General features: G+C 71.4%; 28 protein-coding genes. 18 read left to right on the plus strand and 10 right to left on the minus strand.

The genetic code is table 11. The features are described from left to right. The first annotated feature begins 10 nt into the window (after nt 1-10). Complete coding sequence (locus OHB41_RS35585; RefSeq protein WP_266702928.1) at nt 11-319, plus strand: SCO5918 family protein; 309 nt, start codon at nt 11-13, stop codon at nt 317-319. A 107-nt stretch (nt 320-426) separates the two neighbouring features. Here the strand turns inward: OHB41_RS35585 and OHB41_RS35590 are convergent, their stop codons facing one another. Continuing rightward, nucleotides 427-786, minus strand: a complete 360-nt coding sequence (locus OHB41_RS35590) for a GvpU-like protein (protein ID WP_266702930.1) — start codon at nt 784-786, stop codon at nt 427-429. Nucleotides 787-1083: 297 nt separating this feature from the next. On the opposite strand from OHB41_RS35590, the gene OHB41_RS35595 reads away from it, so the two are divergent. After that, nucleotides 1084-1428 (plus strand): MarR family transcriptional regulator, encoded by a 345-nt coding sequence (locus OHB41_RS35595; protein ID WP_266702932.1) that lies wholly within the window; start codon nt 1084-1086, stop codon nt 1426-1428. Nucleotides 1429-1524: 96 nt separating this feature from the next. Here OHB41_RS35595 and OHB41_RS35600 read toward each other — a convergent pair whose 3' ends face one another. Further along, the gene (locus OHB41_RS35600) at nt 1525-2085 is read right to left on the minus strand and encodes a hypothetical protein (protein WP_266702934.1); all 561 of its coding nucleotides are present in this window, start codon (nt 2083-2085) and stop codon (nt 1525-1527) included. A 391-nt stretch (nt 2086-2476) separates the two neighbouring features. Here OHB41_RS35600 and trhA point away from each other — a divergent pair, with 391 nt between their 5' ends. From trhA to OHB41_RS35630, 6 genes are all read left to right on the plus strand, one after another. Beyond that, entirely contained in the window at nt 2477-3133 is a 657-nt protein-coding gene (gene trhA, locus OHB41_RS35605) for a PAQR family membrane homeostasis protein TrhA (RefSeq protein ID WP_266706380.1), read from the plus strand. 225 nt (nt 3134-3358) lie between these two features. After that, entirely contained in the window at nt 3359-3715 is a 357-nt protein-coding gene (locus OHB41_RS35610) for a PRC-barrel domain-containing protein (RefSeq protein ID WP_266702936.1), read from the plus strand. A 37-nt stretch (nt 3716-3752) separates the two neighbouring features. After that, complete coding sequence (locus OHB41_RS35615; RefSeq protein ID WP_266702938.1) at nt 3753-3920, plus strand: hypothetical protein; 168 nt, start codon at nt 3753-3755, stop codon at nt 3918-3920. 306 nt (nt 3921-4226) lie between these two features. Then, nucleotides 4227-4598 carry a tyrosine-type recombinase/integrase gene (locus OHB41_RS35620; protein ID WP_266702940.1) on the plus strand — a complete coding sequence of 124 codons (372 nt, stop codon included), beginning with the start codon at nt 4227-4229 and terminating at the stop codon, nt 4596-4598. A 70-nt stretch (nt 4599-4668) separates the two neighbouring features. Continuing rightward, nucleotides 4669-5583 (plus strand): HipA family kinase, encoded by a 915-nt coding sequence (locus OHB41_RS35625; RefSeq protein WP_266702942.1) that lies wholly within the window; start codon nt 4669-4671, stop codon nt 5581-5583. Next, nucleotides 5580-5870 (plus strand): Rdx family protein, encoded by a 291-nt coding sequence (locus OHB41_RS35630; protein WP_266702944.1) that lies wholly within the window; start codon nt 5580-5582, stop codon nt 5868-5870. The genes OHB41_RS35625 and OHB41_RS35630 overlap by 4 nt, the downstream gene beginning before the upstream one ends. Before the next feature lie 12 nt (nt 5871-5882). Here OHB41_RS35630 and aceB read toward each other — a convergent pair whose 3' ends face one another. Continuing rightward, complete coding sequence (gene aceB / locus OHB41_RS35635) at nt 5883-7508, minus strand: malate synthase A (RefSeq protein WP_266702946.1); 1626 nt, start codon at nt 7506-7508, stop codon at nt 5883-5885. Nucleotides 7509-7695: 187 nt separating this feature from the next. Then, nucleotides 7696-8295, minus strand: coding sequence for a nucleotidyltransferase family protein (locus OHB41_RS35640; protein WP_266702948.1), 600 nt, complete (start codon nt 8293-8295; stop codon nt 7696-7698). Between the two features lie 197 nt (nt 8296-8492). On the opposite strand from OHB41_RS35640, the gene OHB41_RS35645 reads away from it, so the two are divergent. Beyond that, on the plus strand, nt 8493-8807 hold the full coding sequence (locus OHB41_RS35645) for a DUF5955 family protein (RefSeq protein ID WP_266702949.1): 315 nt from the start codon (nt 8493-8495) through the stop codon (nt 8805-8807). Nucleotides 8808-8822: 15 nt separating this feature from the next. On the opposite strand, the gene yczR is transcribed toward OHB41_RS35645, so the two are convergent. Further along, nucleotides 8823-10298, minus strand: coding sequence for a MocR-like transcription factor YczR (yczR, locus tag OHB41_RS35650; protein ID WP_266702950.1), 1476 nt, complete (start codon nt 10296-10298; stop codon nt 8823-8825). A gap of 116 nt (nt 10299-10414) precedes the next feature. Here yczR and OHB41_RS35655 point away from each other — a divergent pair, with 116 nt between their 5' ends. Continuing rightward, nucleotides 10415-10636 carry a hypothetical protein gene (locus OHB41_RS35655; RefSeq protein WP_266702952.1) on the plus strand — a complete coding sequence of 74 codons (222 nt, stop codon included), beginning with the start codon at nt 10415-10417 and terminating at the stop codon, nt 10634-10636. A 34-nt stretch (nt 10637-10670) separates the two neighbouring features. Here the strand turns inward: OHB41_RS35655 and OHB41_RS35660 are convergent, their stop codons facing one another. Next, complete coding sequence (locus OHB41_RS35660) at nt 10671-11486, minus strand: IclR family transcriptional regulator (protein WP_266702954.1); 816 nt, start codon at nt 11484-11486, stop codon at nt 10671-10673. 297 nt (nt 11487-11783) lie between these two features. On the opposite strand from OHB41_RS35660, the gene allB reads away from it, so the two are divergent. Next, a complete protein-coding gene (gene allB / locus OHB41_RS35665) occupies nt 11784-13115 on the plus strand; it encodes an allantoinase AllB (RefSeq protein WP_266706382.1) in 1332 nt (443 codons plus the stop codon). 143 nt (nt 13116-13258) lie between these two features. Beyond that, entirely contained in the window at nt 13259-14374 is a 1116-nt protein-coding gene (gene alc, locus OHB41_RS35670) for an allantoicase (RefSeq protein ID WP_266702956.1), read from the plus strand. A gap of 220 nt (nt 14375-14594) precedes the next feature. Here alc and OHB41_RS35675 read toward each other — a convergent pair whose 3' ends face one another. After that, nucleotides 14595-15602 carry a magnesium transporter CorA family protein gene (locus tag OHB41_RS35675; RefSeq protein ID WP_266702958.1) on the minus strand — a complete coding sequence of 336 codons (1008 nt, stop codon included), beginning with the start codon at nt 15600-15602 and terminating at the stop codon, nt 14595-14597. Between the two features lie 251 nt (nt 15603-15853). On the opposite strand from OHB41_RS35675, the gene OHB41_RS35680 reads away from it, so the two are divergent. Further along, nucleotides 15854-16759: a DMT family transporter gene (locus OHB41_RS35680; protein WP_266702960.1), complete on the plus strand. Its 906-nt coding sequence runs from the start codon at nt 15854-15856 to the stop codon at nt 16757-16759. A gap of 86 nt (nt 16760-16845) precedes the next feature. Beyond that, nucleotides 16846-17238, plus strand: a complete 393-nt coding sequence (locus tag OHB41_RS35685; RefSeq protein ID WP_266702962.1) for a guanyl-specific ribonuclease — start codon at nt 16846-16848, stop codon at nt 17236-17238. A 39-nt stretch (nt 17239-17277) separates the two neighbouring features. On the opposite strand, the gene OHB41_RS35690 is transcribed toward OHB41_RS35685, so the two are convergent. Next, the gene (locus tag OHB41_RS35690; RefSeq protein WP_266702964.1) at nt 17278-17496 is read right to left on the minus strand and encodes a hypothetical protein; all 219 of its coding nucleotides are present in this window, start codon (nt 17494-17496) and stop codon (nt 17278-17280) included. 169 nt (nt 17497-17665) lie between these two features. Between OHB41_RS35690 and OHB41_RS35695 the strand changes: the two genes are divergently transcribed. Further along, on the plus strand, nt 17666-18967 hold the full coding sequence (locus tag OHB41_RS35695) for a sensor histidine kinase (protein WP_526025000.1): 1302 nt from the start codon (nt 17666-17668) through the stop codon (nt 18965-18967). A gap of 296 nt (nt 18968-19263) precedes the next feature. Here the strand turns inward: OHB41_RS35695 and OHB41_RS35700 are convergent, their stop codons facing one another. Next, the gene (locus OHB41_RS35700; RefSeq protein ID WP_266702966.1) at nt 19264-20292 is read right to left on the minus strand and encodes an aldo/keto reductase; all 1029 of its coding nucleotides are present in this window, start codon (nt 20290-20292) and stop codon (nt 19264-19266) included. 156 nt (nt 20293-20448) lie between these two features. Here OHB41_RS35700 and OHB41_RS35705 point away from each other — a divergent pair, with 156 nt between their 5' ends. Next, nucleotides 20449-21168 carry a response regulator gene (locus tag OHB41_RS35705; RefSeq protein ID WP_266702968.1) on the plus strand — a complete coding sequence of 240 codons (720 nt, stop codon included), beginning with the start codon at nt 20449-20451 and terminating at the stop codon, nt 21166-21168. Continuing rightward, complete coding sequence (locus OHB41_RS35710) at nt 21165-22337, plus strand: cytochrome P450 family protein (protein WP_266702970.1); 1173 nt, start codon at nt 21165-21167, stop codon at nt 22335-22337. The genes OHB41_RS35705 and OHB41_RS35710 overlap by 4 nt, the downstream gene beginning before the upstream one ends. Nucleotides 22338-22425: 88 nt before the next feature. Here OHB41_RS35710 and OHB41_RS35715 read toward each other — a convergent pair whose 3' ends face one another. Beyond that, entirely contained in the window at nt 22426-23436 is a 1011-nt protein-coding gene (locus OHB41_RS35715) for a Gfo/Idh/MocA family protein (RefSeq protein WP_266702972.1), read from the minus strand. 128 nt (nt 23437-23564) lie between these two features. On the opposite strand from OHB41_RS35715, the gene OHB41_RS35720 reads away from it, so the two are divergent. Further along, nucleotides 23565-24302 carry a GntR family transcriptional regulator gene (locus tag OHB41_RS35720; RefSeq protein WP_266706386.1) on the plus strand — a complete coding sequence of 246 codons (738 nt, stop codon included), beginning with the start codon at nt 23565-23567 and terminating at the stop codon, nt 24300-24302. The last annotated feature ends 17 nt before the right edge of the window (nt 24303-24319 follow it).

The following is a 24319-nucleotide window of genomic DNA, read 5'->3' on the forward strand; positions in this document are numbered from 1 at the left end:
GTGAGGCCACATGCGCTGCGTCATCGCCCGCTTCCCCTTCGAGCTCACCAAGACCGGCGTACTGGAATCGATGAAGGGCGTCAAGCCCGAACCGGTCGCCGGCGAATCCGTGATAATCGGCCGCCGCCACTACCCCGTGAAGCAGGTCGGCCAGGTCATCACCCGCCAGGACCGCCGTGACTTCAGCGCCGGCGAAGTCCTCCGGGCCATGACTCAGCTCGGCTTCACCTGCCGCACCCTCCCGAAGGCCGCCCCCGTCCGCATCCTCAGCTCGCTCCAGCAGGCTTCCGCGATGATCGGCACTCCCGTGTCCGTCTGACCGACGGGACGGGCAACGAGCCGACGCTTGGACAGCAGTGTGGGCCCGATCGGCGCGCGCCGATCGGGCCCACACTGCTTGCGACGGGTTCCCGTGGCAGTGGTTGCTCAGTGGTCGGAATAGCTGAAGTCGCCCATGGTCCAGGCGCTGACGTCGTTGATCGCCACACGGTACATCCCGCCTGTCTCCGGGATCCCGACCGTGCCCTGCAGGATCCGGGCGACATGGAAGTGCAGATGAGTGGGCGGTCCGTCCTTCTTCGCGGGGGTGTCGAAGACGGCGGAGAACTCTCCCAAGCGGGTGGAATCCGTCAGCACATCCGACACCCTCTGCCTCCACGCTGCCTCGGGAGCCAGCCGACCGGTGATGACAGCACCACCGGTGACCACGGTCAGGGACATCTGGTTGCTCTGCCCGGACTCCACCAGGGTGGCGACGTCAACGAGCAGTTCGTCAGGCTTCGACATAAGGCAGATTATATTTACTGGCCACCCTGCTCCTGACGGGTGGTGACAGCGCGGGCGGAGGGCGTTCACGGGCGTGGCGCTGATGACCAGGGTGACCGCGGTGGCGCGTGCGAGGCGGTCAAAGATGCTCAGCCGAACCCCCGGCGCTGCCGCCGTTCAGGGCAGGGGCGCGCCGGTGGCGGACGATCTGGCGGTTTATGGCCCGCTGCGCGGCTGGATCAGCGACCGCGAGCACACCTCGTAGGCGACATCTGCGGGGTCTGCCGCTGATGGTGATGGTTACCGAACTCCCTGGGGGTGTCCCAACTGGTCAGCGTCGAAGAGCGTCGAAGAGCGGGGCAGATCGTAAATGAGCAGGCCGGGAACTGGAGCTTCCTCACCAACCACGCCCGAGTGCTGATCGTCATCGCTCGCGACGCTGCCAGCCGTGTTCGCGAGGTCGCCGCGGCCTGCCACATCACCGAACGCACCGCTCAGAGCGTCGTCAAGGACCTCGAAGAGGCCGGCTACATGCGCCGCGAGCGCAGCGGACGGCGCACGCGCTACACCCTCTGCCTGGGCGGCATCCTCCGACACCCAGCCGAGGCGCACGTGCCCGTCCGGGGACTGCTGGAGCTCACCCCTCACGGCGGCGAACGCTGAAGCCTGGGCCCGCCCCCTGGCGCACTGCGCAGCTGTCGGTACCGCACACCACTGGTGCGTCTCTGTCAGCCGTGGGCCGTATGACAAACACCCTCATCACACGCTCGTCCAGGCGTCGAGGAAGGCTTTCCGTCCAGCGGGATCGTCCGATCTGTGGTCTGCGTGCAGGACGCGCCAGGCGGTGAGCTCGAGATCTCGCAGCCACAGTTCTCCGATGACCTGTGTCTTGAGGTCGGGAAAGTGGTCGGACTCGGCGAGGGCTTGACCGATCACCTCCCCGGCTGCGACGCGCTGGGGAGGGGTCATCTGATCGACGGCCGACAGGATTTGTCGGGCCAGGGCGGTTCCTTCTCCTGTCAGGGAACGCAGCACCAGGGCCTTGATGTTGGCGGGAAGCAGGTACGCGGTGCCCGAGGTCCTCCACAGCTCCGCCCAGAAGCGTTCTCCCGCCTTGGTAGGGGCAGGGAGTGCAGCCAGCAGCCCGAGGAGATGGCCGGTGGCCGCATAGCCGTCGGAGTGGGCGGCTGCGACGACTGCGATGCCGGCGACGCGCTCCACATCGAGATGGCCCGCTTCGAGATGCGGAGCCAGGCCCAATTGGTGTTCCACCTGGTGTGCGAGGGGGGCGGATACGTGGGGGCGGACCTCAGGAAGCATCGGCGATCCTTGCGCGTAGGCGGGCCCAATGCCCGTTCGGAAGTCCTGATCGTTCCCATGAGCAGCCGGTCTACTCGGCTTCGGCGGGCCCAATTGACGCCAGGATCAACGAGGTCGGAGTTCAAACGGTTGCGGAGCACACACCGACGACGTGGGCGTGGTGGTCGCGACCGGACTCCTGGAGTGCCGTCCGGGCGTCGTCTTCTAGCATGGCCCCGTGATCACCGGTGACGCCCAGGAGTCCGAGGGAGGACGAGAAGCTGTGTCCCGCGACGCCGCAGAAACCGAATACAGTCACGCCGCCTCAAGGGGTGGAGCGGGTCGTGAAGACGGGTCGCCCGCCGGATCACAAGCCGACGAAGCAGAAGAGGAAGCGCACCCGGTTGCCGCTCTGGTGGAGCGGGCGGCCGGCCTGGCCGAACCGATCAAGCCGAGGCTGCGTGGCTGGCTCCATGCCGGAATGGTTCCCGCCGCACTGATCGCGGGAATCGTGCTCATCTGCCTGGCTCGCACCCCGCAGGCGGCTCTGGCCTGCGCCGTGTACTCGGTCACCGCCTGGCTGCTGTTCGCGACAAGCGCCATCTACCACCGCGGAACCTGGGGGCCGCTCGGCGAGGCTCTCCTGCGACGTCTCGACCACGCCAACATCTTCCTCATCATCGCCGGCACCTGCACGCCCCTGGCCGTGCTCCTTCTCTCGCCGGACCAGCGGTCCGTGCTGCTGTGGGTCGTGTGGGCGGGCGCATTGGCCGGCATCGTGTTCCGGGTCCTGTGGGTCGGAGCGCCGCGCTGGTTGTACACCCCGTGCTACCTGGCACTGGGGTGGGCGCCAGTGCGCTACCTGCCCGACTTCCTGCACACCGGCGGAGCAGCCGTACTCACCCTGATCGTGGCCGGCGGTCTCCTCTACAGCGCGGGCGCGGTCGTCTACGCCCTTCAGCGACCCGACCCCTCACCCCGCTGGTTCGGCTTCCACGAGGTGTTCCACGCCCTGACCGTGGCAGCCTTCACCGCGCACTACATCGCCATTTCCCTGGCCACCTACTGACCCCGCGACAGGTGGTCCGGCCCGCGCGGCTCACCGCCCGCGCTGCCGCGCTGGACCGCGACGGGCCGGACGGTCGCAAAGGCGCCGCACCACGCGCGGATCGTCCGCCGTCGGGGCCGCAAGTTGGCTGCTCTCCAGGGTGTGACCCTCCGAAGGAAGGTAAGGAGGAAGGAGCGAGAGAGCGACGACAGCGGTCTTCAGCTGACCTGCGACAGAGGGGGCCCCGTGTTCGAGGCGCAAGACATCAGGGAATGGCGAGGCCACGACGTGGTCGACCACGAGCGGCACAAGATCGGCGTCCTGGAGGCGATCTACGTCGACACGGCCACGGACCAGCCCGCGTTCGCGACGGTCACGGTCGGCCTGCCGACCCGGCACCGGCTGGTGTTCGTCCCCCTGGGCGACGCGACGGTCGGTCCCGGTTATGTGAAGATCGCCTACGACAAGAAACAGGTCAAGGAAGCGCCCTCGATCGGCACGGACGGCGAACTGCTCGCGGAGGAAGAGAAGTCGGTCTTCGCGCACTACGAGCTCGCCTACCGAACGGGTGCGGGCGGCGAACGTCGCCTCGCCCGCCGCTGATGCCCCGACCGACGTCTCCCACCCTGAGGTGACACCAATGGCTCTCTTCCTCCTGCTGGCCATCGTGGCCATCGTGCTCGGCATCATCGGTGTGGTGGCGAAGGGCCTGTTCTACCTGTTGGTCATCGGCGTGGTGGTTCTGGTCGCCGACTTCGTCCTCCTCGGCCTGCGCCTGGGCCGCCGCCGCAGGCACCTTCCCAGGTGACGCGGTCAGCCGGGGAAGCGCCCCCGGGCCGCCCGCCCGGGAACCGGACGTAGCGCGGTGCCGAGACGTCGTCGAGTCATCGCCCAGGAGTGTTCCGCCCCGTCCGCGACGGGACGGAGGCAGGGGAGGGCAGGATCGCGCAACGTACGCGGTCATCTTCTCGTAGTAGTCGAGATACACGCCCGTCTCGACCGGCTTGCTGGAGAACGTGAACGTCGTCCGCACCCCGGCCAGGACTCAGAGGGCATCGACTACGCGCGAGGCGTCATCCACGGCCGCCGTCACATCCAAGCGATCCATGGAAGGTTGTACTTCACCCTGCCGACGGGGAAGAACACCTGGAACACCTACACCTGGAAGCCCGCGCCGGCCGGGGCCGGCGTCATCCCGCCGCGCGCCGAGGGATCGAAACCCTGGCAGTGGGCGGCGGCCCCGAAGGACGGCTTCCACGTGCTGCGGCACACCTATGCCTCGGTCATGCTGGAGGCCGGAGAGTCCGTCGTGACCTTGGCGCGGTGGCTCGGGCACTCCTCGCCCGCGATCACCCTCGGTTACTATGCTCACTTCATGCCGGAGGCCGGAAGCAAGGGGCGCGCCGTGATCGACGGACTGCTCGGGGAGCGGGGAGATCGGCCAGCCGAAACTCCCCGGATTCTCCCCAGGCCCGTTGACGGGTGATCCCTACTGCCGACACCCCTCCACAATTGATCGTGGATTGCAAGCTGGATGAGACGGGTGGCCTGGGAAAATGCTGAAAGAGGTCGCCGTGACCCGCTATATCGCGCCCCTGCGCGAGGGTGGTTCGCTGCCGGGACTCGTCGAGGCCGACGACCTGGGCACGTACGTCGTGAAGTTCACGGGCTCCGCGCAGGGCCGCAAGGCGCTGGTCGCCGAGGTGATCGTCGGTGAGCTCGCGCGCGCCCTCGGGCTCCGCTTCCCCGAGCTGGTCCTCGTGCACTTCGACCCCGCGGTCGCCGAGCACGAGCCCCACCAGGAGGTCCAGGACCTGCTGCGCGCCAGCGCCGGCGTGAACCTCGGGATGGACTATCTGCCGGGCGCGCGGGACTTCACCCCGGAGGTGGCCAGGACCTTCGCCGTCGACCCGCTGGAGGCGGGCGGGGTGATCTGGCTGGACGCCCTGACGGTCAACGTCGACCGCACGGTGCACAGCTCGAACCTGATGATCTGGCCCACCTTCGGTATCGCGCCGCCGCGGCTGTGGCTGATCGACCACGGCGCCGCCCTCGTCTTCCACCACCGCTGGGACGCCTCCGCGCCGGAGAAGGCCTACGACTTCCGGCACCACGCGCTCGGCGGCTGCGCCCCGGACACCCGGGCGGCGGACGCCGAGTTCGCGCCCAGGGTGACGGAGGCGCTGCTGCGGGAGGTCACGGCCCAGGTGCCGGACGCCTGGCTCGCGGACGAGCCCGGTTTCGCGACCCCCGACGAGGCCCGGGACGCGTACGTCGGCTACCTCCTCGCCCGGGTGAAGGCGTCGGCGGCCTGGCTGCCCACGGACTTCCCGAGCCGCGAGCAGCTCGCCGCCGAGGACGCGGACCGGGCGGCGCGAACCGAGCGGGGACGTCCGAACTGGCTCAAGCGGGTGCCGGACCTGCACGGCAGACCGGCGGCGGAACAGGATTGGTCGGTGCACCTCGAATGACCACGACGCCCTCGGCGAGCGCTCACCGCGTGCAGATCGAGTACTGCACCCAGTGCCGCTGGCTTCCGCGCGCGGCCTGGCTGGCGCAGGAGCTGCTGACCACGTTCGAGACCGAACTCGGTGAGCTGTCCCTCAAGCCCGGCACGGGCGGCGTCTTCGTGGTCCGGGTCGACGACGAGGTCGTCTGGGACCGCCGTGAGCAGGGCTTCCCGGAGCCCACGGCGGTCAAGAGGCTCGTACGCGACCGAGTGGCCCCGGGCAGGTCCCTGGGCCACTCGGAGAGATGACGTCTCGACGGCTCAGCCGGCGAGCTGCTCGTAGGCGGGCAGCGTGAGGAAGTCCGCGTAGTCCTCGTCCAGGGACACCGTCAGCAGCAGGTCGTGCGCCTGCTGCCAGTTGCCCGCGGTGAAGGCCTCCTCACCGATCTCGGCGCGGATGGCGGCCAGTTCCTCGGCGGCGATCTTCCGGGCGAGCTCCGGGGTGGCGCTCTCGCCGTTCTCGAAGACGACGCCCGCGTTGATCCACTGCCAGATCTGCGAGCGCGAGATCTCCGCCGTCGCCGCGTCCTCCATCAGGTTGAAGATGGCGACCGCGCCGAGGCCGCGCAGCCAGGCCTCGATGTAACGGATCCCCACCTGGACGGCGTTGACCAGACCGCCGTACGTGGGTTTGGCGTCGAGCGAGTCGACGGCGATCAGGTCACCGGCGGCGACCGACACGTCCTCGCGCAGCCGGTCCTTCTGGTTCGGCCGGTCGCCGAGCACGGCGTCGAAGGATGCCATCGCGATCGGGACGAGGTCCGGATGGGCCACCCACGACCCGTCGAACCCGTCGCCCGCCTCGCGGTCCTTGTCGGCCTTGACCTTCTCGAAGGCGACCTTGTTGACCTCCTCGTCGCGCCGCGACGGGATGAACGCCGCCATACCGCCGATGGCGTGCGCGCCGCGCCGGTGGCAGGTGCGGACGAGGAGTTCGGTGTACGCGCGCATGAACGGGGCCGTCATCGTGACCGCGTTGCGGTCCGGCAGCACGAACTTCTGCCCGCCGTCACGGAAGTTCTTGACGATGGAGAAGAGGTAGTCCCAGCGGCCCGCGTTCAACCCGGAGGCGTGGTCGCGGAGTTCGTAGAGGATCTCGTCCATCTCGTACGCGGCCGTGATCGTCTCGATCAGGACGGTCGCGCGGACCGTGCCCTGCGGGATGCCGACGTAGTCCTGCGCGAAGACGAAGACGTCGTTCCAGAGGCGGGCCTCCAGGTGCGACTCCGTCTTCGGGAGATAGAAGTACGGGCCCTTGCCGAGGTCGATCAGCCGCTGCGCGTTGTGGAAGAAGTACAGGCCGAAGTCGACGAGGGCGCCGGGCACGGTCGTGCCGTCGGCGGCGACGAGGTGACGCTCGTTCAGGTGCCAGCCGCGCGGCCGCACGACGACGGTCGCGAGGTCCTCGTCCGCCTTGAGGGCGTACGACTTGCCGGACCCCGGGTCGGTGAAGTCGATGTTCCGGGTGTAGGCGTCGGTCAGGTTGAGCTGGCCGAGGACCACGTTCTCCCAGGTGGGCGCGGAGGCGTCCTCGAAGTCCGCGAGCCACACCCGGGCCCCGGAGTTGAGGGCGTTGACGGTCATCTTGCGGTCGGTGGGGCCGGTGATCTCCACCCGGCGGTCGTTCAGGGCCGCCGGGGCCGGGGCCACCTTCCAGGAGTCGTCCGCGCGGATCGCGGCGGTCTCCGGGAGGAAGTCGAGCGTGGAGGTGCGGGCGATCTCGGCGCGGCGCTCCGCGCGGCGGGCGAGGAGCTCGTCACGCCGGGGCGTGAACAGCCGGTGCAGCTCGGCCACGAAGGCGAGGGCCGCGTCCGTGAGGACCTCTTCCTGCCGGGGCAGGGGCTCGGCGTCGACGATGGCCAGCGGGGACGGCGCTGGTGCGGACATGAGCTGTCACTTCCTTCAGCGAGCGTGGCACCGGGTGCCAGACGACCCGGGCAGGGCAGTGAGCGCCTGGAGAGCAGCACGGCGCTTCTGAACAGTGGATAGTAGTTTCCTCATGGTGGAAGTTCAATGATTTGTTGATATCGAGATTCTCCGGGTCGAGGCACTATGGCGCTCAGTGCCACGCCGCTCACTCAAGGTGTCCCAGATCGTCCTCCGTGTCGATGTCGTACGGTCGCGCCACGTCCCCGCACTCGACGAGTGTGATCGCCGCGTCCCGCTCCCCGAGGTAGGCACGTGCCCCGCGGTCGCCGGTCGCACTCGCCGCGACGCCCGCCCAGTGGGCGGCGCCGAAGAGGACGGGATGGCCGCGCGTGCCGTCGTACGCGGCCGAGACCAGGGAGGTCTCGTCCCGGTACGCGGCGAGCACCCGGGCGACCGCCCGGGGCCCGATGCCGGGCTGGTCGACCAGCGAGACCAGCGCCGCCCGCGCGCCCGTGCCGGCGAGCGAGCCGAGCCCGGCCCGCAGCGACGAGCCCATACCGCGCTCCCACTCCGGGTTGTCGACGAGCACGCAGCCGTCGAGGCGTGCGCGCTCCCGTACGACGGCGGCGTCCGCCCCCAGCACCACGTGGACGCGTGTGCATCCGGCCGCTCGCAGCACTCCCGCCGCGAACTCCACGAGGGGTCGCCCCCGGTGTTCGAGCAGTGCCTTGGGCCGCCCGCCGAGCCGTCGTCCCCCGCCCGCCGCGAGGAGCAGCCCGGCGACCTGGTCTTCCCTGTGCGTCATACCTCCTGCATACCTGACCGCGCGTCGACCGCACGGTTTCGGGAGGCTGAATTTCGGTCCGTGCTGTGGCGCCCACCTCACCGGGTGGCGTTTACTGGCCCGCGTCCCTCGGTGCCCGACCGACGCCCTGGGGCGCAGGACATGCGGGCGCGCGGCCGAGACGACCGCGCGCCGGGGTGGCGAGTGGGGAGAGAGCTGTGTTGCGGAGCTTGGGGCAGAGGTCAGTGACCGGCAGCGACGAGGACCCGAGAGTGGCGGAACTGCGGACCGCCGTCTCCCGGCTGCGCCGTGAACTCGCGGTGCACCCGGTGGAGTTCCCCGACCGGGGCATCGCCGAGGACGAACTCGCGGCGCTCGCCGCGATGGCCCTCAGCGGCGCCCCCGAGATCCCGCGACTGCGTCGCTCCCTGCTGCTGATCGCGGGCGCGATCGGCTCGGTCAGCGCGCTGGCGACGGGCCTCGCGGAGGTGCGCAGCGCGGTGGAGCTGTTCGGACGGCCGCCCCTGCGGTAGCCCGACCCCGCGCGGTCAGGCGACCCAGCGCGGGCGTCCGGTGTCCGCGCCGGCCGCGTCGAGACCGCCGTCCAGGGCGGCGGCGACCCGGCCTACGGCCTCCTCGAGCACCTCCGGCGCCAGAGTGTAGGGGAAGCGCAGCCGGGACTCATGGGTGCCCGGGTCCGCGCCGAAGCGGGCGCCACCCTCGATGCGTACGCCCTTGGCGAGGGCCGCACGGGCCAGCGGCGAGGCGATCGGACGCCCCAGGTCGACCCACAGGGACAGCCCGCCCGGCGGCAACTTCCAGCGCCAGTCGGGTAGATGACGGCCCAACGACGCGGCGAGCGCGTCCCGCTGGGCCCGCAGCCGCGGCAGCCGCTCGGCCAGCACCTGGTCCGTGCGTGCCAGCAGACCGAGGGCGACCAACTGGTTCAGGACCGAACCGCCCATGTCCACCGGCACCCGCGCGGTCGCCAGTTCCGTGATCAGCCGCGACCCCGCGCGCACCCAGCCGAGCCGCAGCCCGCCCCAGTGCGTCTTGCTCAACGACCCCACGGTCACGATCTGTTCGCCCGTCCCGCGCGGGGCGAGCGAGGCGAACGGCACGGCTGAGGGCACCTCCAGCGCGATGTCCGTCATCGTCTCGTCGACCACCAGCCAGGTACCCGTCGCGCGCACCGACTCCAGTACGGCCAGGCGCTGTTCGGGCGGCATCAGACGGCCCGTCGGATTGTGGAAGTCGGGGATCAGATACGCGAGCCGGGGTGCCGCCTGCCGCAGCGCGCAGTCGATCAGCCCCGGGTCCCAGCCGTCCTCCGTGACGGGAACGGGGGTGGTGCGCAGTCCCGCGCGCCGCATCGTGTCGAGCGCGTTCGGATACGAGGGGTTCTCGACCAGGATCCGGTCACCGGGCCGCCCGAGCAGTCCCAGCGTCAGCGAGAGGGCCTGCTGCGCCCCGTTCGTGATGAGGATCTGGTCCGGCAGGGTCGGCAGGCCGCGCCGGGTGAACCGCTCCGCGACGGCGGCCCTCAACTCCGTTATCCCGTAGGGGTGGTAACCGGGGGTCGAGGCCCGCACGGCCAGTAGTCCGGCTGCCTCCGTGAAAGCCTCCGCGAGCTGCGTCCCGGGCGCGCCGGGCGCCGCGATGGCCAGGTCGATCACCCCGTCGTCGGCCGGGAAGGAAGCCACATTGGCCGGGCGGTGGCCGTCGGGCAGCTCCGTCCACGTCCCCGCCCCCCGCCTGCTGCGCGCGAACCCGTCCTCCCGCAACAGGTCGTACGCCGCCGTCACCGTGGCACGGCTGATCCCGAGTGTGGCGGCCAGTTCGCGCTCCGCGGGCAGCCGCACGTGCAACGGGATGCGGCCGTGCAGGAGCAGTGTGCGGACCCCGTCGGCGAGGGCGCGGTATCCGAGGCGGCCGTCGGTGCGGGGCGCGGCGGACAGCAGCCCGGCGAGCCGGCGGCTTCCCAGCGTCCTGTCCATTCCGTGGACGATCGGTCCGTTCGCCATGCCAACTCCCTCGCATTGGCCCTGTGGGGCAGGCCAATCAGCCTACAGACTTCGCAGACGCGGCGGGAGTCACGGGGAAGTGGCCCACGCATGGGTGCGGGAAGGGGAACGGAGCGATGCCGATCGACACCGGAGACGTCTGCGGGAAGGGGAGCGGAGGCGATCGCCGCTCCACCGATCACCGCTTCACCGATCGCCAGGAGCGGGAGATGCAGCGCCGCGCGGAGGAGCGGATGCCGGGGGTGCCGCTGGGGGAGTGGATGCGCAGGCGGGCCGCCGGGCGCGGCGCCGGCCGTCGCGGGCTCGGGCTGCGGTGGCGCTACAGGGAAGGGGCCTGAGAGGGTCTGGGTCGTCACCGAGCGGCGGGTTCCGTCAGGCGTTCGGGCCCGAGCTCGCCAGGGCCTCCGACAGCTCCACGGCGACCTGCTGCAGCACCGGCACGATCTTCTCCGTGGCCGCCTCGGTGACACGGCCCGCGGGGCCGGAGATCGAGATGGCGGCCGCGGTGGGGGAGTCGGGGACGGAGACGGCGAGGCAGCGGACGCCGATCTCCTGCTCGTTGTCGTCGACCGCGTAGCCGAGCCGGCGCACCTCCTCCAGCGCGGTGAGGAAACCGTCCGGCGTGGTGATCGTCTTCTCCGTCGCGGCGGGCATGCCGGTACGGGCGAGCAGCGCGCGCACCTCGTCCGCCGGGGTGTTCGCGAGCAGTGCCTTGCCCACGCCCGTGGAGTGCGGCAGTACCCGGCGGCCCACCTCGGTGAACATGCGCATCGAGTGCTTGGAGGGCACCTGCGCCACGTAGACGATCTCGTCCCCGTCGAGCAGCGCCATGTTCGCCGTCTCGCCGGTCTCCTCGACCAGACGGGCGAGGTAGGGGCGGGCCCAGGTGCCGAGCAGCCGGGACGCGGACTCGCCGAGCCGGATCAGCCGGGGGCCGAGCGCGTAACGGCGGTTCGGCTGCTGGCGTACGTAGCCACAGACCACCAGCGTGCGCATCAGCCGGTGGATGGTGGGCAGCGGCAGCCCGCTGCTGGCGGAGAGCTCGCTCAGACCGACCTCGCCCCCGGCGTCGGCCATGCGCTCGAGCAGATCGAAGGCGCGCTCGAGGGACTGGACACCGCCGCTCGGCGCGGGCGACTTGGCGGAGGCGTTTTGCGCTGGGGCGTCGCTGGCGCGGGACGTCGGCACGGCGCGGTCCTTTCGAGGCTGACAGGCAGTGATGCAGCCTACCCGGGTGTCGGTTGACTCCTCGGTGGCGCATGACTACGTTCTGCTTTGTGGAAGTCTATTTCCATTCTGTGGAAACATCCAGAGGGTGCACACCCGAGGGGGAGGGTGGAGTGTGCTCTTGACGGCGGGAAGGCGGGAGTGAAGACTCCTTCAACAGAACGTTGAATTCCGTTACGTGCATGTGAACAGCGGTATCGGAAGGCGACAGCGGCGGAGAGAGGGGTCCGGGTGTCCGAGGTCGGAGGGGTCGAGCTGATGCTGCGCTCGACGCGTGTCATCACTCCCGAGGGAACACGCGCCGCCGCGGTCGCGGTCGCCGGGGGCAGGATCACGGCCGTGCTCGCGTACGACGCCGAGGTGCCGCCCGGTGCCCGTCTGGAAGACTTCGGCGACGACGTCCTCCTGCCCGGCCTCGTCGACACCCACGTGCACGTCAACGATCCGGGCCGCACGGAGTGGGAGGGCTTCTGGACGGCGACGCGCGCCGCCGCGGCGGGCGGCATCACCACGATCGTCGACATGCCGCTCAACTCCCTCCCGCCGACGACGACGGTCGGCCACCTCCGTACGAAGCAGAACGTCGCGCGCTCCAAGGCGCACATCGACGTCGGCTTCTGGGGCGGCGCGCTGCCCGACAACGTCAAGGACCTGCGCCCCCTGCACGACGCCGGCGTGTTCGGCTTCAAGGCCTTCCTGTCACCGTCCGGCGTGGACGAGTTCCCGGAGCTCGACCAGGACCGGCTCGCCCGGTCCCTCGCCGAGATCGCGGGGTTCGGCGGCCTGCTGATCGTGCACGCCGAGGACCCGCACCACCTGGACGCAGCCCCCCACAAGGGCGGCCGACGGTACGCCGACTTCCTCGCCTCACGCCCGCGCGACGCCGAGAACACCGCCATCGAGAACCTGATCGCGCAGGCCCGGCGCCTCGACGCGCGCGTGCACGTGCTGCACCTGTCGTCCTCCGACGCGCTGCCGGGGATCGCCGCGGCGAAGGCGGAGGGCGTCCGGCTCACCGTGGAGACCTGCCCGCACTACCTCACGCTCACCGCCGAGGAAGTCCCGGACGGCGCCTCCGAGTTCAAGTGCTGCCCGCCCATCCGCGAGGCCGCAAACCAGGACCTCCTGTGGCAGGCGCTGGCGGACGGCACGATCGACTGTGTCGTCACCGACCACTCGCCGTCGACGGCCGATCTCAAGACGGACGACTTCGCGACCGCCTGGGGCGGCATCTCGGGTCTGCAACTGAGCCTGCCGGCCATCTGGACCGAGGCCCGCAGGCGCGGCCACGGACTGGAGGACGTCGTCCGCTGGATGTCCACCCGTACGGCGCGGCTGGTCGGCCTCGACCACCGCAAGGGGGCCATCCGGGCGGGCCACGACGCCGACTTCGCCGTCCTCGCGCCCGACGAGACCTTCACCGTGGACCCCGCCGCGCTGGAACACCGCAACCGGGTCACGGCCTACGCGGGCAGGACCCTCAGCGGCGTCGTGAAGTCCACCTGGCTGCGCGGCGAACGCGTCATGTCCGAGGGCCGGTTCACCGAGCCGGCCGGCGAACTCCTCTCCCGACACCCGCAGCTTCCGTAGCCACATGGCTTCCGTGGACACCCGTGGCCCCGTAGCCCCGTAGTCATCCGAGGCCACGCGTCGTACCCGCACCCGCTGTTCCGGCACCCGCACCCGCACGTGCGCCCGCACCGGCCGACTCCCGAAAGGCAGACCTGATCATCGTGACGGCGATTCCCCGCTTCACCGGCGACGCGAACCCCTACGGCGGCGGCGACCCGTACGCCGACTACCGCACCGCCGAGTTCCCGTTCGCGCAGGACGCCGACCTCGCGGACCGCCGGCTCGGCGCGGGTGTCGTCGCCGCCAACGACGAGTTCTTCGCCGAGCGGGAGAACCTCCTGGTGCCCGGGCGCGCCGAGTTCGACCCCGAGCACTTCGGCCACAAGGGCAAGATCATGGACGGCTGGGAGACCCGCCGCAGGCGCGGCGTCTCGGCCGACCACCCGTGGCCGACGGCCGAGGACCACGACTGGGCGCTGGTCCGCCTCGGCGCGCCCGGCGTGATCAGCGGCATCGTCGTGGACACGGCCCACTTCCGCGGCAACTACCCGCAGGCCGTGTCGGTCGAGGGCGTGTCGATGCCCGGCTCCCCGTCGCCGCGGGACCTGCTGGCGGACGACGTGAAGTGGACGACCCTCGTCCCGCGCACAGCGGTCGGCGGCCACGCGGCCAACGGATTCGCCGTCGACGTCGAACAGCGCTTCACGCACCTGCGCGTCAACCAGCACCCCGACGGCGGCATCGCGCGCCTGCGGGTCCACGGCGAGGTCGTCCCCGACCCGGCGTGGCTCGCCGCGCTCGGTACCTTCGACGTCGTCGCCCTGGAGAACGGCGGCCGGGCCGAGGACGCCTCCGACCGCTTCTACTCGCCCGCCACCAACACCATCCAGCCGGGGCGCTCCCGCAAGATGGACGACGGCTGGGAGACGCGCCGCCGTCGTGACACCGGGCACGACTGGATCCGCTACCGGCTCGTCGCCCGGTCCGAGATCCGCGCCCTGGAGATCGACACGGCCTGTCTGAAGGGCAACAGCGCGGGCTGGGCGTCCGTGTCGGTACGGGACGGTGAGGACGGCGAGTGGCGGGAGATCCTCCCCCGCACCCGTCTCCAGCCCGACACCGACCACCGCTTCCCGCTCACCGCGCCCGCCGTCGGCACCCACGCGCGCGTGGACATCTTCCCGGACGGCGGCATCTCCCGGCTGCGGCTGTTCGGCTCGCTGACGCAGGACGGGACGGCGGGGCTGGAGGCCAGGTACCAGGAGCTCGGCGGCTGAGGCCTGAGGTCAGGTATCAGGAGCCCGGCGGCTGAGGCCTGAGGTCAGGTACCAGGAGCCCGGCGGCCGAGTACCGCACGTCCGGCGACCCGCGACGCTCCGTGCGGCGTGCGGCGTGCGGCGTGCGGCGGTCGGGGTCCGGCGTCCGGCGGTCGGGGTCCGGCGGTCGGTGCCTGGGGCGGTCCGCCGTCCGCGGCCCGCCGCGCCGACGAGCGGGGCGTCAGAGCTGGTCGTCGGCGGGGCCGCGGGAACGGCCGCCCCGGAGCTGCCGCCAGTGCGTGCGGTACAGCACGTAGTAGAGCGCGGCGACCACGGAAGCGGCCTGCAGGCCCAGACCGAGCGCCAGGAAGGAGTCCTTGCTCGACAGGCGGTTGGTCAGGAAGGTGAAGTTCATGCCGAAGAACCCGGTCAGGAACGACAGCGGCAAGAAGATCATCGAGACGACGGTGAGTCTGTTGATCACGAGGTTCTGCTGATCGGCGACGATCGACGCGTAACTGCTTGCCGCCCGCCGGGTCGCGTCCCGCAGCGACTCGATCTCCAGCAGCACCAGCTGCACCGTGTGCTCGTGCAAGCTGTTCATCGCCCGCCGCTCCTCCGGGATGCCGTGAGCGGTCATCCTGCGGCGGAGGAGGATCTCCTGGACGACCGAGGCGTACGGCAGGAACACGCGGTGCAGGTGGGCCGCGCGCCGCCGCAGCCGGGCCAGCGCCTGGGCGTGCTGCGGCTGCCGCTCCTCGAACATCGCCTCCTCCAGGTCCTCGACCTCCAGATGGGCCAGCGTGACGGCCCGGCGGAAGCTCTCCAGGACACCCTGCAGGATCAGATACAGCGCGGTGACCGAGTCGGCGGGCCGGTCGTGCCGCAGCCGTTCGACGAAGGTGTCGATCAGCTCCACGGGCCCACGGTGGACCGTGATCACGTGTTCCTCGTCGGAGTGGATCTGGACGTAGACGATCCGGTCGCCGCAGACCACGGGGACGACGCCCGCGGCCACCCCCGCGTGGTAGTCGGCGCGCGCGTGCTCCTGCCGCTCGCCGAGCCACTCCCAGATCTCGTCGTCCAGTCCGAGCCGACGTGACAGGGGCCGGTCGTCGTCGGGCGGGGACTCTTCGCCCAGATCGATGTCCACGATCACGAATCCGGAGGCCGTCAGACGCTCGCGGGCCCCCTGCAGGTCCGTGCGCACGACGACGCCCTCCGGCATCGACACCACCGATACGATCATCGTCCCTCACCGTGGATGACGTGCCCGATCACGGCGCAGGACGCCTCGGCATGTGCAAACTGCAACGTCCCACCGCACACTACCGCCGAAGGCCCCGCGCGCAGCCGACCGGAGAGCCTGCCGTGTCCCCGCCGGCCCCGCGAAACCTGTAGCCCTCACGCAGGTCCGCCGGTACGGTGATCGTCCCCCCCCCGTGAGAGCCGGTGCCGTCTCCACGCCCGCGCCCGTCCGCCCCGCTGGAGACCGCTCCGATGTCGACGATCGCCGTACCCGGCGCGCTCGCACCCCGCCGCGCCTGGCTCACCGACCTGCCCCTGCTGCTCGTCGCGGCGGTGTGGGGAGCCAGCTATCTCGCGGCCAAGGACGTCACCACCGCACGGACGGTGATCGCCGTGCTGGTGCTGCGCTTCGCCGTCGCGCTGCCGGTGCTGGTGGCGGCGGGATGGCGTTCCCTGCGCGCGCTGACCGCCGCGCAGTGGCGCGGGGCCGCCGTGCTGGGCCTGATCCTGAGCGGGATCTTCCTGTTGGAGACGTACGGCGTCGTGCACACCTCGGCGACCAACGCGGGCCTCGTCATCAGCCTCACCATGATCTTCACGCCGCTCGCCGAGGCGGCCGTGAACCGTGTCCGGCCCGCCCGCGCCTTCCTCGCCGCGGCCGGAGTCTCGGTACTCGGCGTGGTCCTGCTGACCCAGAGCGGTGGCTTCACCCGCCCCTCGCCGGGCGATCTGCTGATGCTGCTCGCGGCCGTCGCCCGGACCGGGCACGTACTCGTCATGTCCCGCAGCAAGGCGGTCCGGGGTGCCGGCGCGCTGCCGCTGACCACGGTGCAACTGGGTACCGCGGTGCTGGTGTTCGCGCTGCTGTCGGCCGGCGCCGACACCACGCCCTGGGCCGCGGCCGCGGACTTCGGGGCGCGGGAGTGGGCCGGGCTGCTGTTCCTCGCCGTGTGCTGCACGCTCTTCGCCTTCTTCGTGCAGATGTGGGCCGTGCGCCGGACCTCGCCGTCCCGGGTCGGCCTGCTGCTCGGCACCGAGCCGCTGTGGGCCGCCGCCGCGGGCATCGCGCTCGGCGGCGAACGGCTGGGCGCGGTGGGCCTGCTGGGCGGCGTTCTCGTCATCGCCGGGACCGTGTGGGGACGCCGGGCGGCAGGTTAACTCGCGGATAACTCATCGGACTCGACGGGAGAAATCATCGACCTTGACATTGACATGTCACTGTCTACGCGCGTCATCCTAGGGCCATGAGATTCCCCCCACGAATCACTCGCATCGGTTCCCTGGTCGCTCTCATGTCCGCGCTGCTCATCGGCGGGAGCACGGTCGTCCCCGCCAACGCCGCGGCGACCGCCGTCGGCAGCATCTGTTACGGGCAGCTGCCGTCGCAGGCGTACGACACGCTGGACCTGATCGCCTCCGGAGGCCCCTTCCCGTACTCGCAGGACGGGGTCGTCTTCCAGAACCGCGAAGGTGTCCTGCCCACCCAGTCCACCGGCTACTACCACGAGTACACCGTCATCACGCCGGGCTCCTCGACGCGGGGCGCCAAGCGCATCGTGACCGGCAAGAAGACGCGGGAGGACTACTACACCTCGGACCACTACGTCACGTTCAAGCTGATCAACTTCGGCTGCTGATCCGAGGGTGACGCGGTTGCCCGGGAGTCCGGTCCGTGTTCAGCCGGACTCCCGGCTCCCGGCGGCGGCGAACAACGCGAACGAGAGGACGAGGAGCGCGACGCTCGTGCAGCTCTCGTAGCCGTCGAGGACGCCGAGCCGCCGTACGAGGCCCCACCCTCGTAGGCGGCCGGTCGTCCCGTGCACCAGGCCGAGAGCGCCCTGCACCAGCGCGACGACACCCAGCGCCTCCAGGAACCGCTTCACCGTTCGCTTCATGGCAAGACCCTCGCCCCGCGGACCCCCCACGTTCATCGGCCGCGGGGCGGGGCATGCCGGTCCGGAGTTCCGTCCCGGGGCGAGAGGGAGGGACGAAAGTCCTCGCCCTTGCGACTTTGGTCGGAGATGGCGGGCGGGAAGACCTCACGACGGACCCGACTGCGTAGATTTGTCGACCGTGAGTGCTGACCATCCCCCGCCCATACCGGGGAACCTGTCCGCGCCGGGCCTGCCGGTGTCCCCGGCGCTGCTCCTGCCCGGGCCGCGCTGGCTGCTGCCGTCGGCCGTGGCGGCCGAGCTCGACCCCGGACAGACCGGCAGAGGCGGGCGGCCCCGGCGTACCGTGCGCGACTGGATCGTCGACTTCGGCTGGTTTCTGCTGGCCGTCGTCATCGGAGTGCTCGCCGCGGACACGCTGACGGGTGACCCGAACACCCCGCACGGCCTGGCCGTCGCCGACCAGTGGATCGGCGCGCTCGCCTGCGCCGCGGTCTGGCTGCGACGGCGCTGGCCGGTGGGGCTGGCCGTGGCGATGATCCCCGTCGGACTGGTGTCGAACACCGCGGGGGGTGCCGGGCTGGTCGCCCTCTTCACCCTCGCCGTGCACCGGCCCTTCCCGTACGTGGCCTGGATCGCCGGCAGCCAGCTCGCCCTGCTCCCCGCCTACTTCTGGCTGCGCCCCGACCCCGATCTGCCGTACCTCGCCGCGGTGCTGGTCACCGCGCTGCTGACCGCCGCGGTGGTCGGCTGGGGCATGTTCGTACGGTCCAAGCGGCAGCTGATGCTGAGTCTGCGGGACCGGGCGCGGCGGGCCGAGACGGAGGCCGCGCTGCGGGCCGAGCAGGCGCAGCGGCTGGCCCGCGAGGCCATCGCGCGCGAGATGCACGACGTGCTGGCCCACCGGCTGACGCTGCTGAGCGTGCACGCGGGGGCGCTGGAGTTCCGGCCGGACGCGCCCCGCGCGGAGGTCGCGCGGGCCGCCGGGGTGATCCGGGAGAGCGCGCACGAGGCGCTGCAGGACCTGCGGGAGATCATCGGCGTGCTGCGGGCGGGGGACGCCGACGACGCGGGGCGGCCGCAGCCGACGCTCGCCGCGCTCGACGCGTTGGTCGCGGAGTCGCGGGAGGCGGGCATGAGGGTGGTCCTCGATCTGGTCGTCGCGGACCCTGTGGGCGTGCCCGCTTCCGTCGGCCGAACCGCCTATCGCATCGCCCAGGAAGGGCTGACCAACGCCCGCAAGCACGCGCCGGGCGCGGAGGTCACCGTCCGGGTCTCGGGTGGGTTCGGGGACGGTCTGACCGTGTCCGTGCGCAATCCGGCACCGTCGGGGGAGGTGCCGCACGTGCCGGGGTCCGGGCAGGGGCTGATCGGACTGACCGAGCGTGCCGCCCTCGCGGGTGGGCGGTTGTCGCACGGGGCCGAGCGGGACGGGGGGTTCGAGGTGCGGGCGTGGTTGCCTTGGGGCGGGTGAGGGGTGGCCCTGGGCGGGCGGTGGTGGGGCGGGGCCGTGCTGGTACGTCGGGCCCGTCGCCGCCGTATGTGGGCGGCGTTGGGCGGGCGGTGGGGGCGGGGCCGTGCCGGTACGTCGAGCCCGTCGCCGCTGGATCAGACGTGGGCCGGGCAGGGGAGCCGCTGCTCGATCCGGGCGTAAGCGACGGGCTGCGACGTACCGGCACGGCCCCTCGCGTGCGTCGGCGGGTGCGGGTTCGGGGTGTGGTCGGCTTGTTCGGGCGTGGGTTGGGGGTTGCGGTGGTTTCGGGGCGGGGCTCAGTGCGTGCGGGGGATCACTCGGTGGCCCGCCGTTCCGTACACCCATGCCGATGTCTCGTCGATGAAGTCGGTCGGGAAGCCGGTGCGGAAACCGGTGACCTCCTCCAAGGTGGTCACCAGCTCCGTGGGCAGGGTCAGTTCGGCCGCGCCGAGGTTGTCGACGAGCTGGGTGACGTGGCGGGCGCCCACGATGGGGTGGACGGCGGGGGAGCGGGCCATGGTCCAGGCGATGGCGACCTGGGCGGGAGAGGCGCCGAGTTCGTCGGCCGCCGTCTGGACGGCCCCGGCCACGGTCCGCTCCAGTTCTCCGATCGCCTCCGGGGAGAGCCGGGTCGCCTCGCCCGGGAGCACCCCGCCCGGCCGGGTGTACTTGCCGGACAGGATGCCGTTCTGCAAAGGGCTCCACGCCGCGACCGACATGCCGAACGCCTCGGCCATCGGCAGGAGTTCGCGCTCGGCGTCCCGGCTCAGCAGGCTGTACGGCACCTGGAGCGCCGAGAACGGTGACCAACCCCGCCACTCGGCGAGCGTGTTGGCCCGTGACACCACCCAGGCCGGGGCGTCCGAGATGCCCACGTACAGGACCTTCCCGGACCGTACGGCGTCGTCGAGGGCACGCATCGTTTCTTCGACCGGGGTGTTCCGGTCCCAGATGTGCACCCAGTAGATGTCGATGTAGTCGGTTCCCAGCCGCCGCAGGCTCGTCTCCAGGGAGAGCGCGAGGTTCTTGCGGTGGTTCCCGGCGGCGTTCGGGTCCGCGCCGTCACGGGATATCGTGTACTTGGTGGACAGCACGAAGCGGTCGCGGCGCCCCTTCAGCAACTCGCCCACGATCTCCTCGCTGGCCCCGCCACGGTAGTTGACGGCGGTGTCGACCACGTTGCCGCCGGCCTCCGCGTAGGCGTCGAGGATCCGCGCGCACTCCTCCTTCGGCGCGCCCACCCCGTCCTGCTCCCCGAACGTCATCGCACCGAGGAACAGTTCGGAGACACGAAGGCCGGTCCGACCCAAGAGCCGATAGCGCACTGGGAAACTCCTCCGGAGGTCTGCTGTCACAACGTCACACGGTCGGCCGGCGTGGTGCGCCGGCTCCCGGTCAACCGACCGTAGTCGCCGGACGCGGGCCGGGGGGCGGAATCGTCACGCCGGACGCGCCGCGGCGGAATCACTACGGTAGGCGGCATGAAGGCGATCCGACTGCTTCTGGTCGACGACGATCCGCTGGTGAGGGCCGGCCTGTCCTTCATGATGGGCGGCGCCGACGACATCGAGATCGTCGGTGAGGCCGCCGACGGCAGCGAGGTCGAGGCGCTCGTCGACCGCACCCGCCCGGACGTCGTCCTGATGGACATCCGGATGCCGACGGTCGACGGCCTCGCGGCCACCGAGCGGCTGCGCGGCCGTCGGGACGCCCCGCAGGTCGTGGTCCTCACCACCTTCCACGCCGACGAGCAGGTACTGCGGGCGCTGCGCGCGGGCGCCGCCGGGTTCGTCCTCAAGGACACCCCGCCCGCCGACATCGTCGACGCGGTCCGCCGGGTCGCGGCCGGCGACCCGGTGCTGTCACCCACCGTCACCCGCCGGCTGATGGAGCAGGCGGCCGGCGGCCCCGCCGACACCCGCCGCAGCACCGCCCGCGACCGGATCGCCGTCCTCAACGACCGCGAACGCGAGGTCGCCGTCGCCGTCGGCCGCGGCGCCTCCAACGCGGCGATCGCCACCGAGCTCTACATGAGCGTGGCGACCGTCAAGACCCATGTCTCCCGCATCCTCGCCAAGCTCGGACTCAACAACCGTGTCCAGATCGCCCTGCTGGCGTACGACGCCGGGCTTCTGGAGGAGGACGGGCACCGAGCGCGGACCCCGCGCGTTGTCCAGGGCAACGGGAGGGCGGAGCCATGATCGACCTGGGTGAGTACGGCACGCGGTTCATGAAGGACCCCTATCCGGTGTACGCGGAGCTGCGCGAGCGGGGCCCCGTCCACTGGGTGCGCATGCCGGCCCCCGGCGCGTACGAGTGCTGGCTCGTCGTCGGGTACGACGAGGCGCGGGCCGCCCTCGCCGACCCGAGACTGTCCAAGGACAGCACCAAGACGGGGCTGACCTCCCTCGAGGACGAGCTGATGGGCCGCCATGTGCTCGTCACCGACCCGCCCGAGCACACCCGGCTGCGCTCACTCGTCGCCGGCGCGTTCACCATGCGCCGGGTGGCGGCGCTGCGGCCCCGTGTCCAGCGGATCACCGACGACCTGCTGGACGCGATGCTCCCCGCGGGGCGCGCCGACCTCGTGGACTCCTTCGCCTATCCGCTGCCGATCACCGTCATCTGCGAGCTGTTGGGGGTGCCCGACATCGACCGGGCCGCGTTCCGCAGGATGTCGAACGAGATCGTGACCCCGACGGACGGCGTCGGCGAGTTCGCCGCCGTGAAGGAACTGGCCGGGTATCTGGACGAGTTGATCGAGGACAAACGCTGCACGGCCCCGGCCGGCGATCTGCTCGGCGACCTCATCCGCACCAGGGCCGAGGACGGCGACCGGCTCTCCCGCGGCGAGCTGCGCGGGATGGCGTTCATCCTGCTGGTCGCGGGCCATGAGACGACGGTCAACCTGATCACGAACGGGGTGCACACGCTGCTCGCCCACCCGGGCCAACTCGCCGCGCTGCGCTCCGACATGACCCTGCTGGACGGGGCGGTGGAGGAGGTGCTGCGCTTCGAGGGACCGGTCGAGACGGCGACCTACCGCTACGCGGCGGAGCCGATGGAGATCGGCGGCCGGGCCATCGCGGTGGGTGACCCGGTGATGATCGGACTCGACGCCGCCAACCGCGACGGGGCGCACTGCCCCGACCCGCACCGCTTCGACATCCGCCGCGCCCCGCGCGGCCATCTCGCCTTCGGGCACGGCGTCCACTACTGCCTGGGCGCGCCGCTGGCCCGGCTGGAGGCGCGGGTCGCGCTGCGCTCGCTGGTCGAGCGCTGCCCGGACCTCGCTCTCGACGGACCCCCGGGCGAGCCGCTGCCCGGGATGCTGATGCGCGGCGTACGCAGTCTGCCGGTGCGTTGGTGAGGGCTCCGGTCGTCCCGGTGCGGCCCGGACCGGGAGCCGCACCGCACGCGCCGGGCTCGGCGCACCCCGGATTCAGCGCACCCGGGGCTCAGTCCCGTCCGGCGGGGATCTCCGCCAGCCGCACCGGGCGGCGCTCCAGCCGCGACAGTTCGCAGGCCTCCGCGATCCGCAGCGCGTGCAGGGCCTCGCGCCCGTCGCACGGGTTGGCGCGTTCACCGCGGACGACCTCGACGAACGCGGCGAGCTCGGCCTCGTACGCGGGGCCGAAGCGTTCCAGGAAGCCGGTCCACGGCTTGTCGGCGGGCGGTGGCCCGGCCGGTTCGGTGGAGGCGATCGGCGTGCGGTCGTCCAGGCCGACGCCGATCTGGTCCAGGTCACCGGCCAGTTCCATGCGGACGTCGTAGCCCGCGCCGTTCATCCGGGTCGCGGTCGCCGTGGCGAGGGTGCCGTCGTCGAGGGTGAGGACGGCCGCGGCGGTGTCGATGTCCCGCGCCTCGCGGAACATCGCGGGACCGGCGTCGGAACCCATCGCGTACACCTCGACGACCTCGTGGCCCGTCACCCAGCGCAGCATGTCGAAGTCGTGGACCAGACAGTCCCGGTAGAGCCCGCCCGACAGCGGCAGATAGGCGGCCGGCGGCGGCGACTGGTCGGACGTCATCGCCCGGACGGTGTGCAGTCGTCCGAGCCGCCCCGACCGCACGGCCTCGCGCGCGGCCGTGTACCCCGCGTCGAAGCGGCGCTGGAAGCCCAGTTGCAGGACCGTTCCGGCCGCCTCGACCTCGGCGAGCGCGGCCAGTGTGCCCGGCAGGTCGAGGGCGATGGGCTTCTCGCAGAACACCGGGAGTCCGGAGCGCGCCGCCCGGCCGATCAGTTCCGCGTGGGCGGAGGTGGCCGCGGTGATGACCACGGCGTCCACGCCCCAGGTGAAGATCTCGTCCACGGTGGGTGCCGCGGTGGCGCCGAGACGGTCCGCGAGCTCATGGGCGCGCGCGGGGTCCGCGTCCGTGACGATGAGGGAGCCGACTTCGCGGTGGCGGTCAAGAGCGGTCGCGTGAAATGTGCCGATACGACCCGTTCCGATAAGTCCGATGCGCATGGGAACAAACTGAGGGCCCACCAGGCACTGTGTCAATGGTTTGTCCGGACAATCGAACTTCACAACTTCCCGTCAACATCTCCCGGAGCTACGCTCGGCGCGTGCCGAAACCAGATGTGGATCCGACCGTGTCGCTCCAGCTCAGCGTCGACCGCAGCAGTCCGGTCCCGCTGTACTTCCAGTTGTCCCAGCAGCTGGAGGCCGCGATCGAGCACGGAACCCTGACCCCGGGCAGCCTCCTCGGCAACGAGATCGAGCTCGCCGGACGACTCGGCCTGTCCCGGCCGACCGTCCGTCAGGCCATTCAGTCCCTTGTCGACAAGGGACTGCTGGTGCGGCGCAGAGGCGTCGGCACCCAGGTCGTGCACAGTCAGGTCAAGCGGCCGCTGGAGCTCAGCAGCCTGTACGACGACCTGGAGGCGGCCGGGCAGCGCCCCGCGACCCGGGTGCTCGTCAATACCGTCGTGCCGGCGTCCGCCGAGGTCGCGGCCGCGCTGGGCGTGGCCGAGGGCAGCGACGTCCACCGGGTGGAACGCCTCCGTCTCGCCCACGGGGAGCCGATGGCGTACCTCTGCAACTACCTGCCGCCCGCCCTGCTGGAGTTGGACAGCGCCCGGATGGAGGCCACCGGGCTGTACCGGCTGATGCGTGCCGCGGGCATCACCCTGCACAGCGCCCGTCAGTCCGTCGGTGCCCGCGCGGCCACCGAGGAGGAGGGCGAGCGGCTCGGCGAGCCCGCCGGGGCGCCGCTGCTCACCATGCAGCGCACCACCTTCGACGACACCGGGCGCGCCGTGGAGTTCGGCACCCACACATACCGTGCCTCCCGCTACTCCTTCGAGTTCCAGCTCCTCGTACGCCCGTGAATCCGCTTATACCGGTG

Origin of the sequence: Streptomyces sp. NBC_01571, assembly GCF_026339875.1 — a bacterium.
Lineage (GTDB): Bacteria > Actinomycetota > Actinomycetes > Streptomycetales > Streptomycetaceae > Streptomyces.

What these genes read in the sequence shown, in the direction of transcription:
- OHB41_RS35585 (WP_266702928.1), top strand. Translation starts at nt 11, where the DNA reads ATGCGCTGCGTCATCGCCCGCTTCCCCTTCGAGCTCACCAAGACCGGC.
- OHB41_RS35590 (WP_266702930.1), bottom strand. Translation starts at nt 786, where the DNA reads ATGTCGAAGCCTGACGAACTGCTCGTTGACGTCGCCACCCTGGTGGAG.
- OHB41_RS35600 (WP_266702934.1), bottom strand. Translation starts at nt 2,085, where the DNA reads ATGCTTCCTGAGGTCCGCCCCCACGTATCCGCCCCCCTCGCACACCAG.
- OHB41_RS35615 (WP_266702938.1), top strand. Translation starts at nt 3,753, where the DNA reads ATGGCTCTCTTCCTCCTGCTGGCCATCGTGGCCATCGTGCTCGGCATC.
- OHB41_RS35625 (WP_266702942.1), top strand. Translation starts at nt 4,669, where the DNA reads ATGCTGAAAGAGGTCGCCGTGACCCGCTATATCGCGCCCCTGCGCGAG.
- OHB41_RS35630 (WP_266702944.1), top strand. Translation starts at nt 5,580, where the DNA reads ATGACCACGACGCCCTCGGCGAGCGCTCACCGCGTGCAGATCGAGTAC.
- aceB (WP_266702946.1), bottom strand. Translation starts at nt 7,508, where the DNA reads ATGTCCGCACCAGCGCCGTCCCCGCTGGCCATCGTCGACGCCGAGCCC.
- OHB41_RS35640 (WP_266702948.1), bottom strand. Translation starts at nt 8,295, where the DNA reads ATGACGCACAGGGAAGACCAGGTCGCCGGGCTGCTCCTCGCGGCGGGC.
- yczR (WP_266702950.1), bottom strand. Translation starts at nt 10,298, where the DNA reads ATGGCGAACGGACCGATCGTCCACGGAATGGACAGGACGCTGGGAAGC.
- OHB41_RS35655 (WP_266702952.1), top strand. Translation starts at nt 10,415, where the DNA reads ATGCCGATCGACACCGGAGACGTCTGCGGGAAGGGGAGCGGAGGCGAT.
- allB (WP_266706382.1), top strand. Translation starts at nt 11,784, where the DNA reads ATGCTGCGCTCGACGCGTGTCATCACTCCCGAGGGAACACGCGCCGCC.
- OHB41_RS35675 (WP_266702958.1), bottom strand. Translation starts at nt 15,602, where the DNA reads ATGATCGTATCGGTGGTGTCGATGCCGGAGGGCGTCGTCGTGCGCACG.
- OHB41_RS35680 (WP_266702960.1), top strand. Translation starts at nt 15,854, where the DNA reads ATGTCGACGATCGCCGTACCCGGCGCGCTCGCACCCCGCCGCGCCTGG.
- OHB41_RS35685 (WP_266702962.1), top strand. Translation starts at nt 16,846, where the DNA reads ATGAGATTCCCCCCACGAATCACTCGCATCGGTTCCCTGGTCGCTCTC.
- OHB41_RS35690 (WP_266702964.1), bottom strand. Translation starts at nt 17,496, where the DNA reads ATGAAGCGAACGGTGAAGCGGTTCCTGGAGGCGCTGGGTGTCGTCGCG.
- OHB41_RS35705 (WP_266702968.1), top strand. Translation starts at nt 20,449, where the DNA reads ATGAAGGCGATCCGACTGCTTCTGGTCGACGACGATCCGCTGGTGAGG.
- OHB41_RS35710 (WP_266702970.1), top strand. Translation starts at nt 21,165, where the DNA reads ATGATCGACCTGGGTGAGTACGGCACGCGGTTCATGAAGGACCCCTAT.
- OHB41_RS35715 (WP_266702972.1), bottom strand. Translation starts at nt 23,436, where the DNA reads ATGCGCATCGGACTTATCGGAACGGGTCGTATCGGCACATTTCACGCG.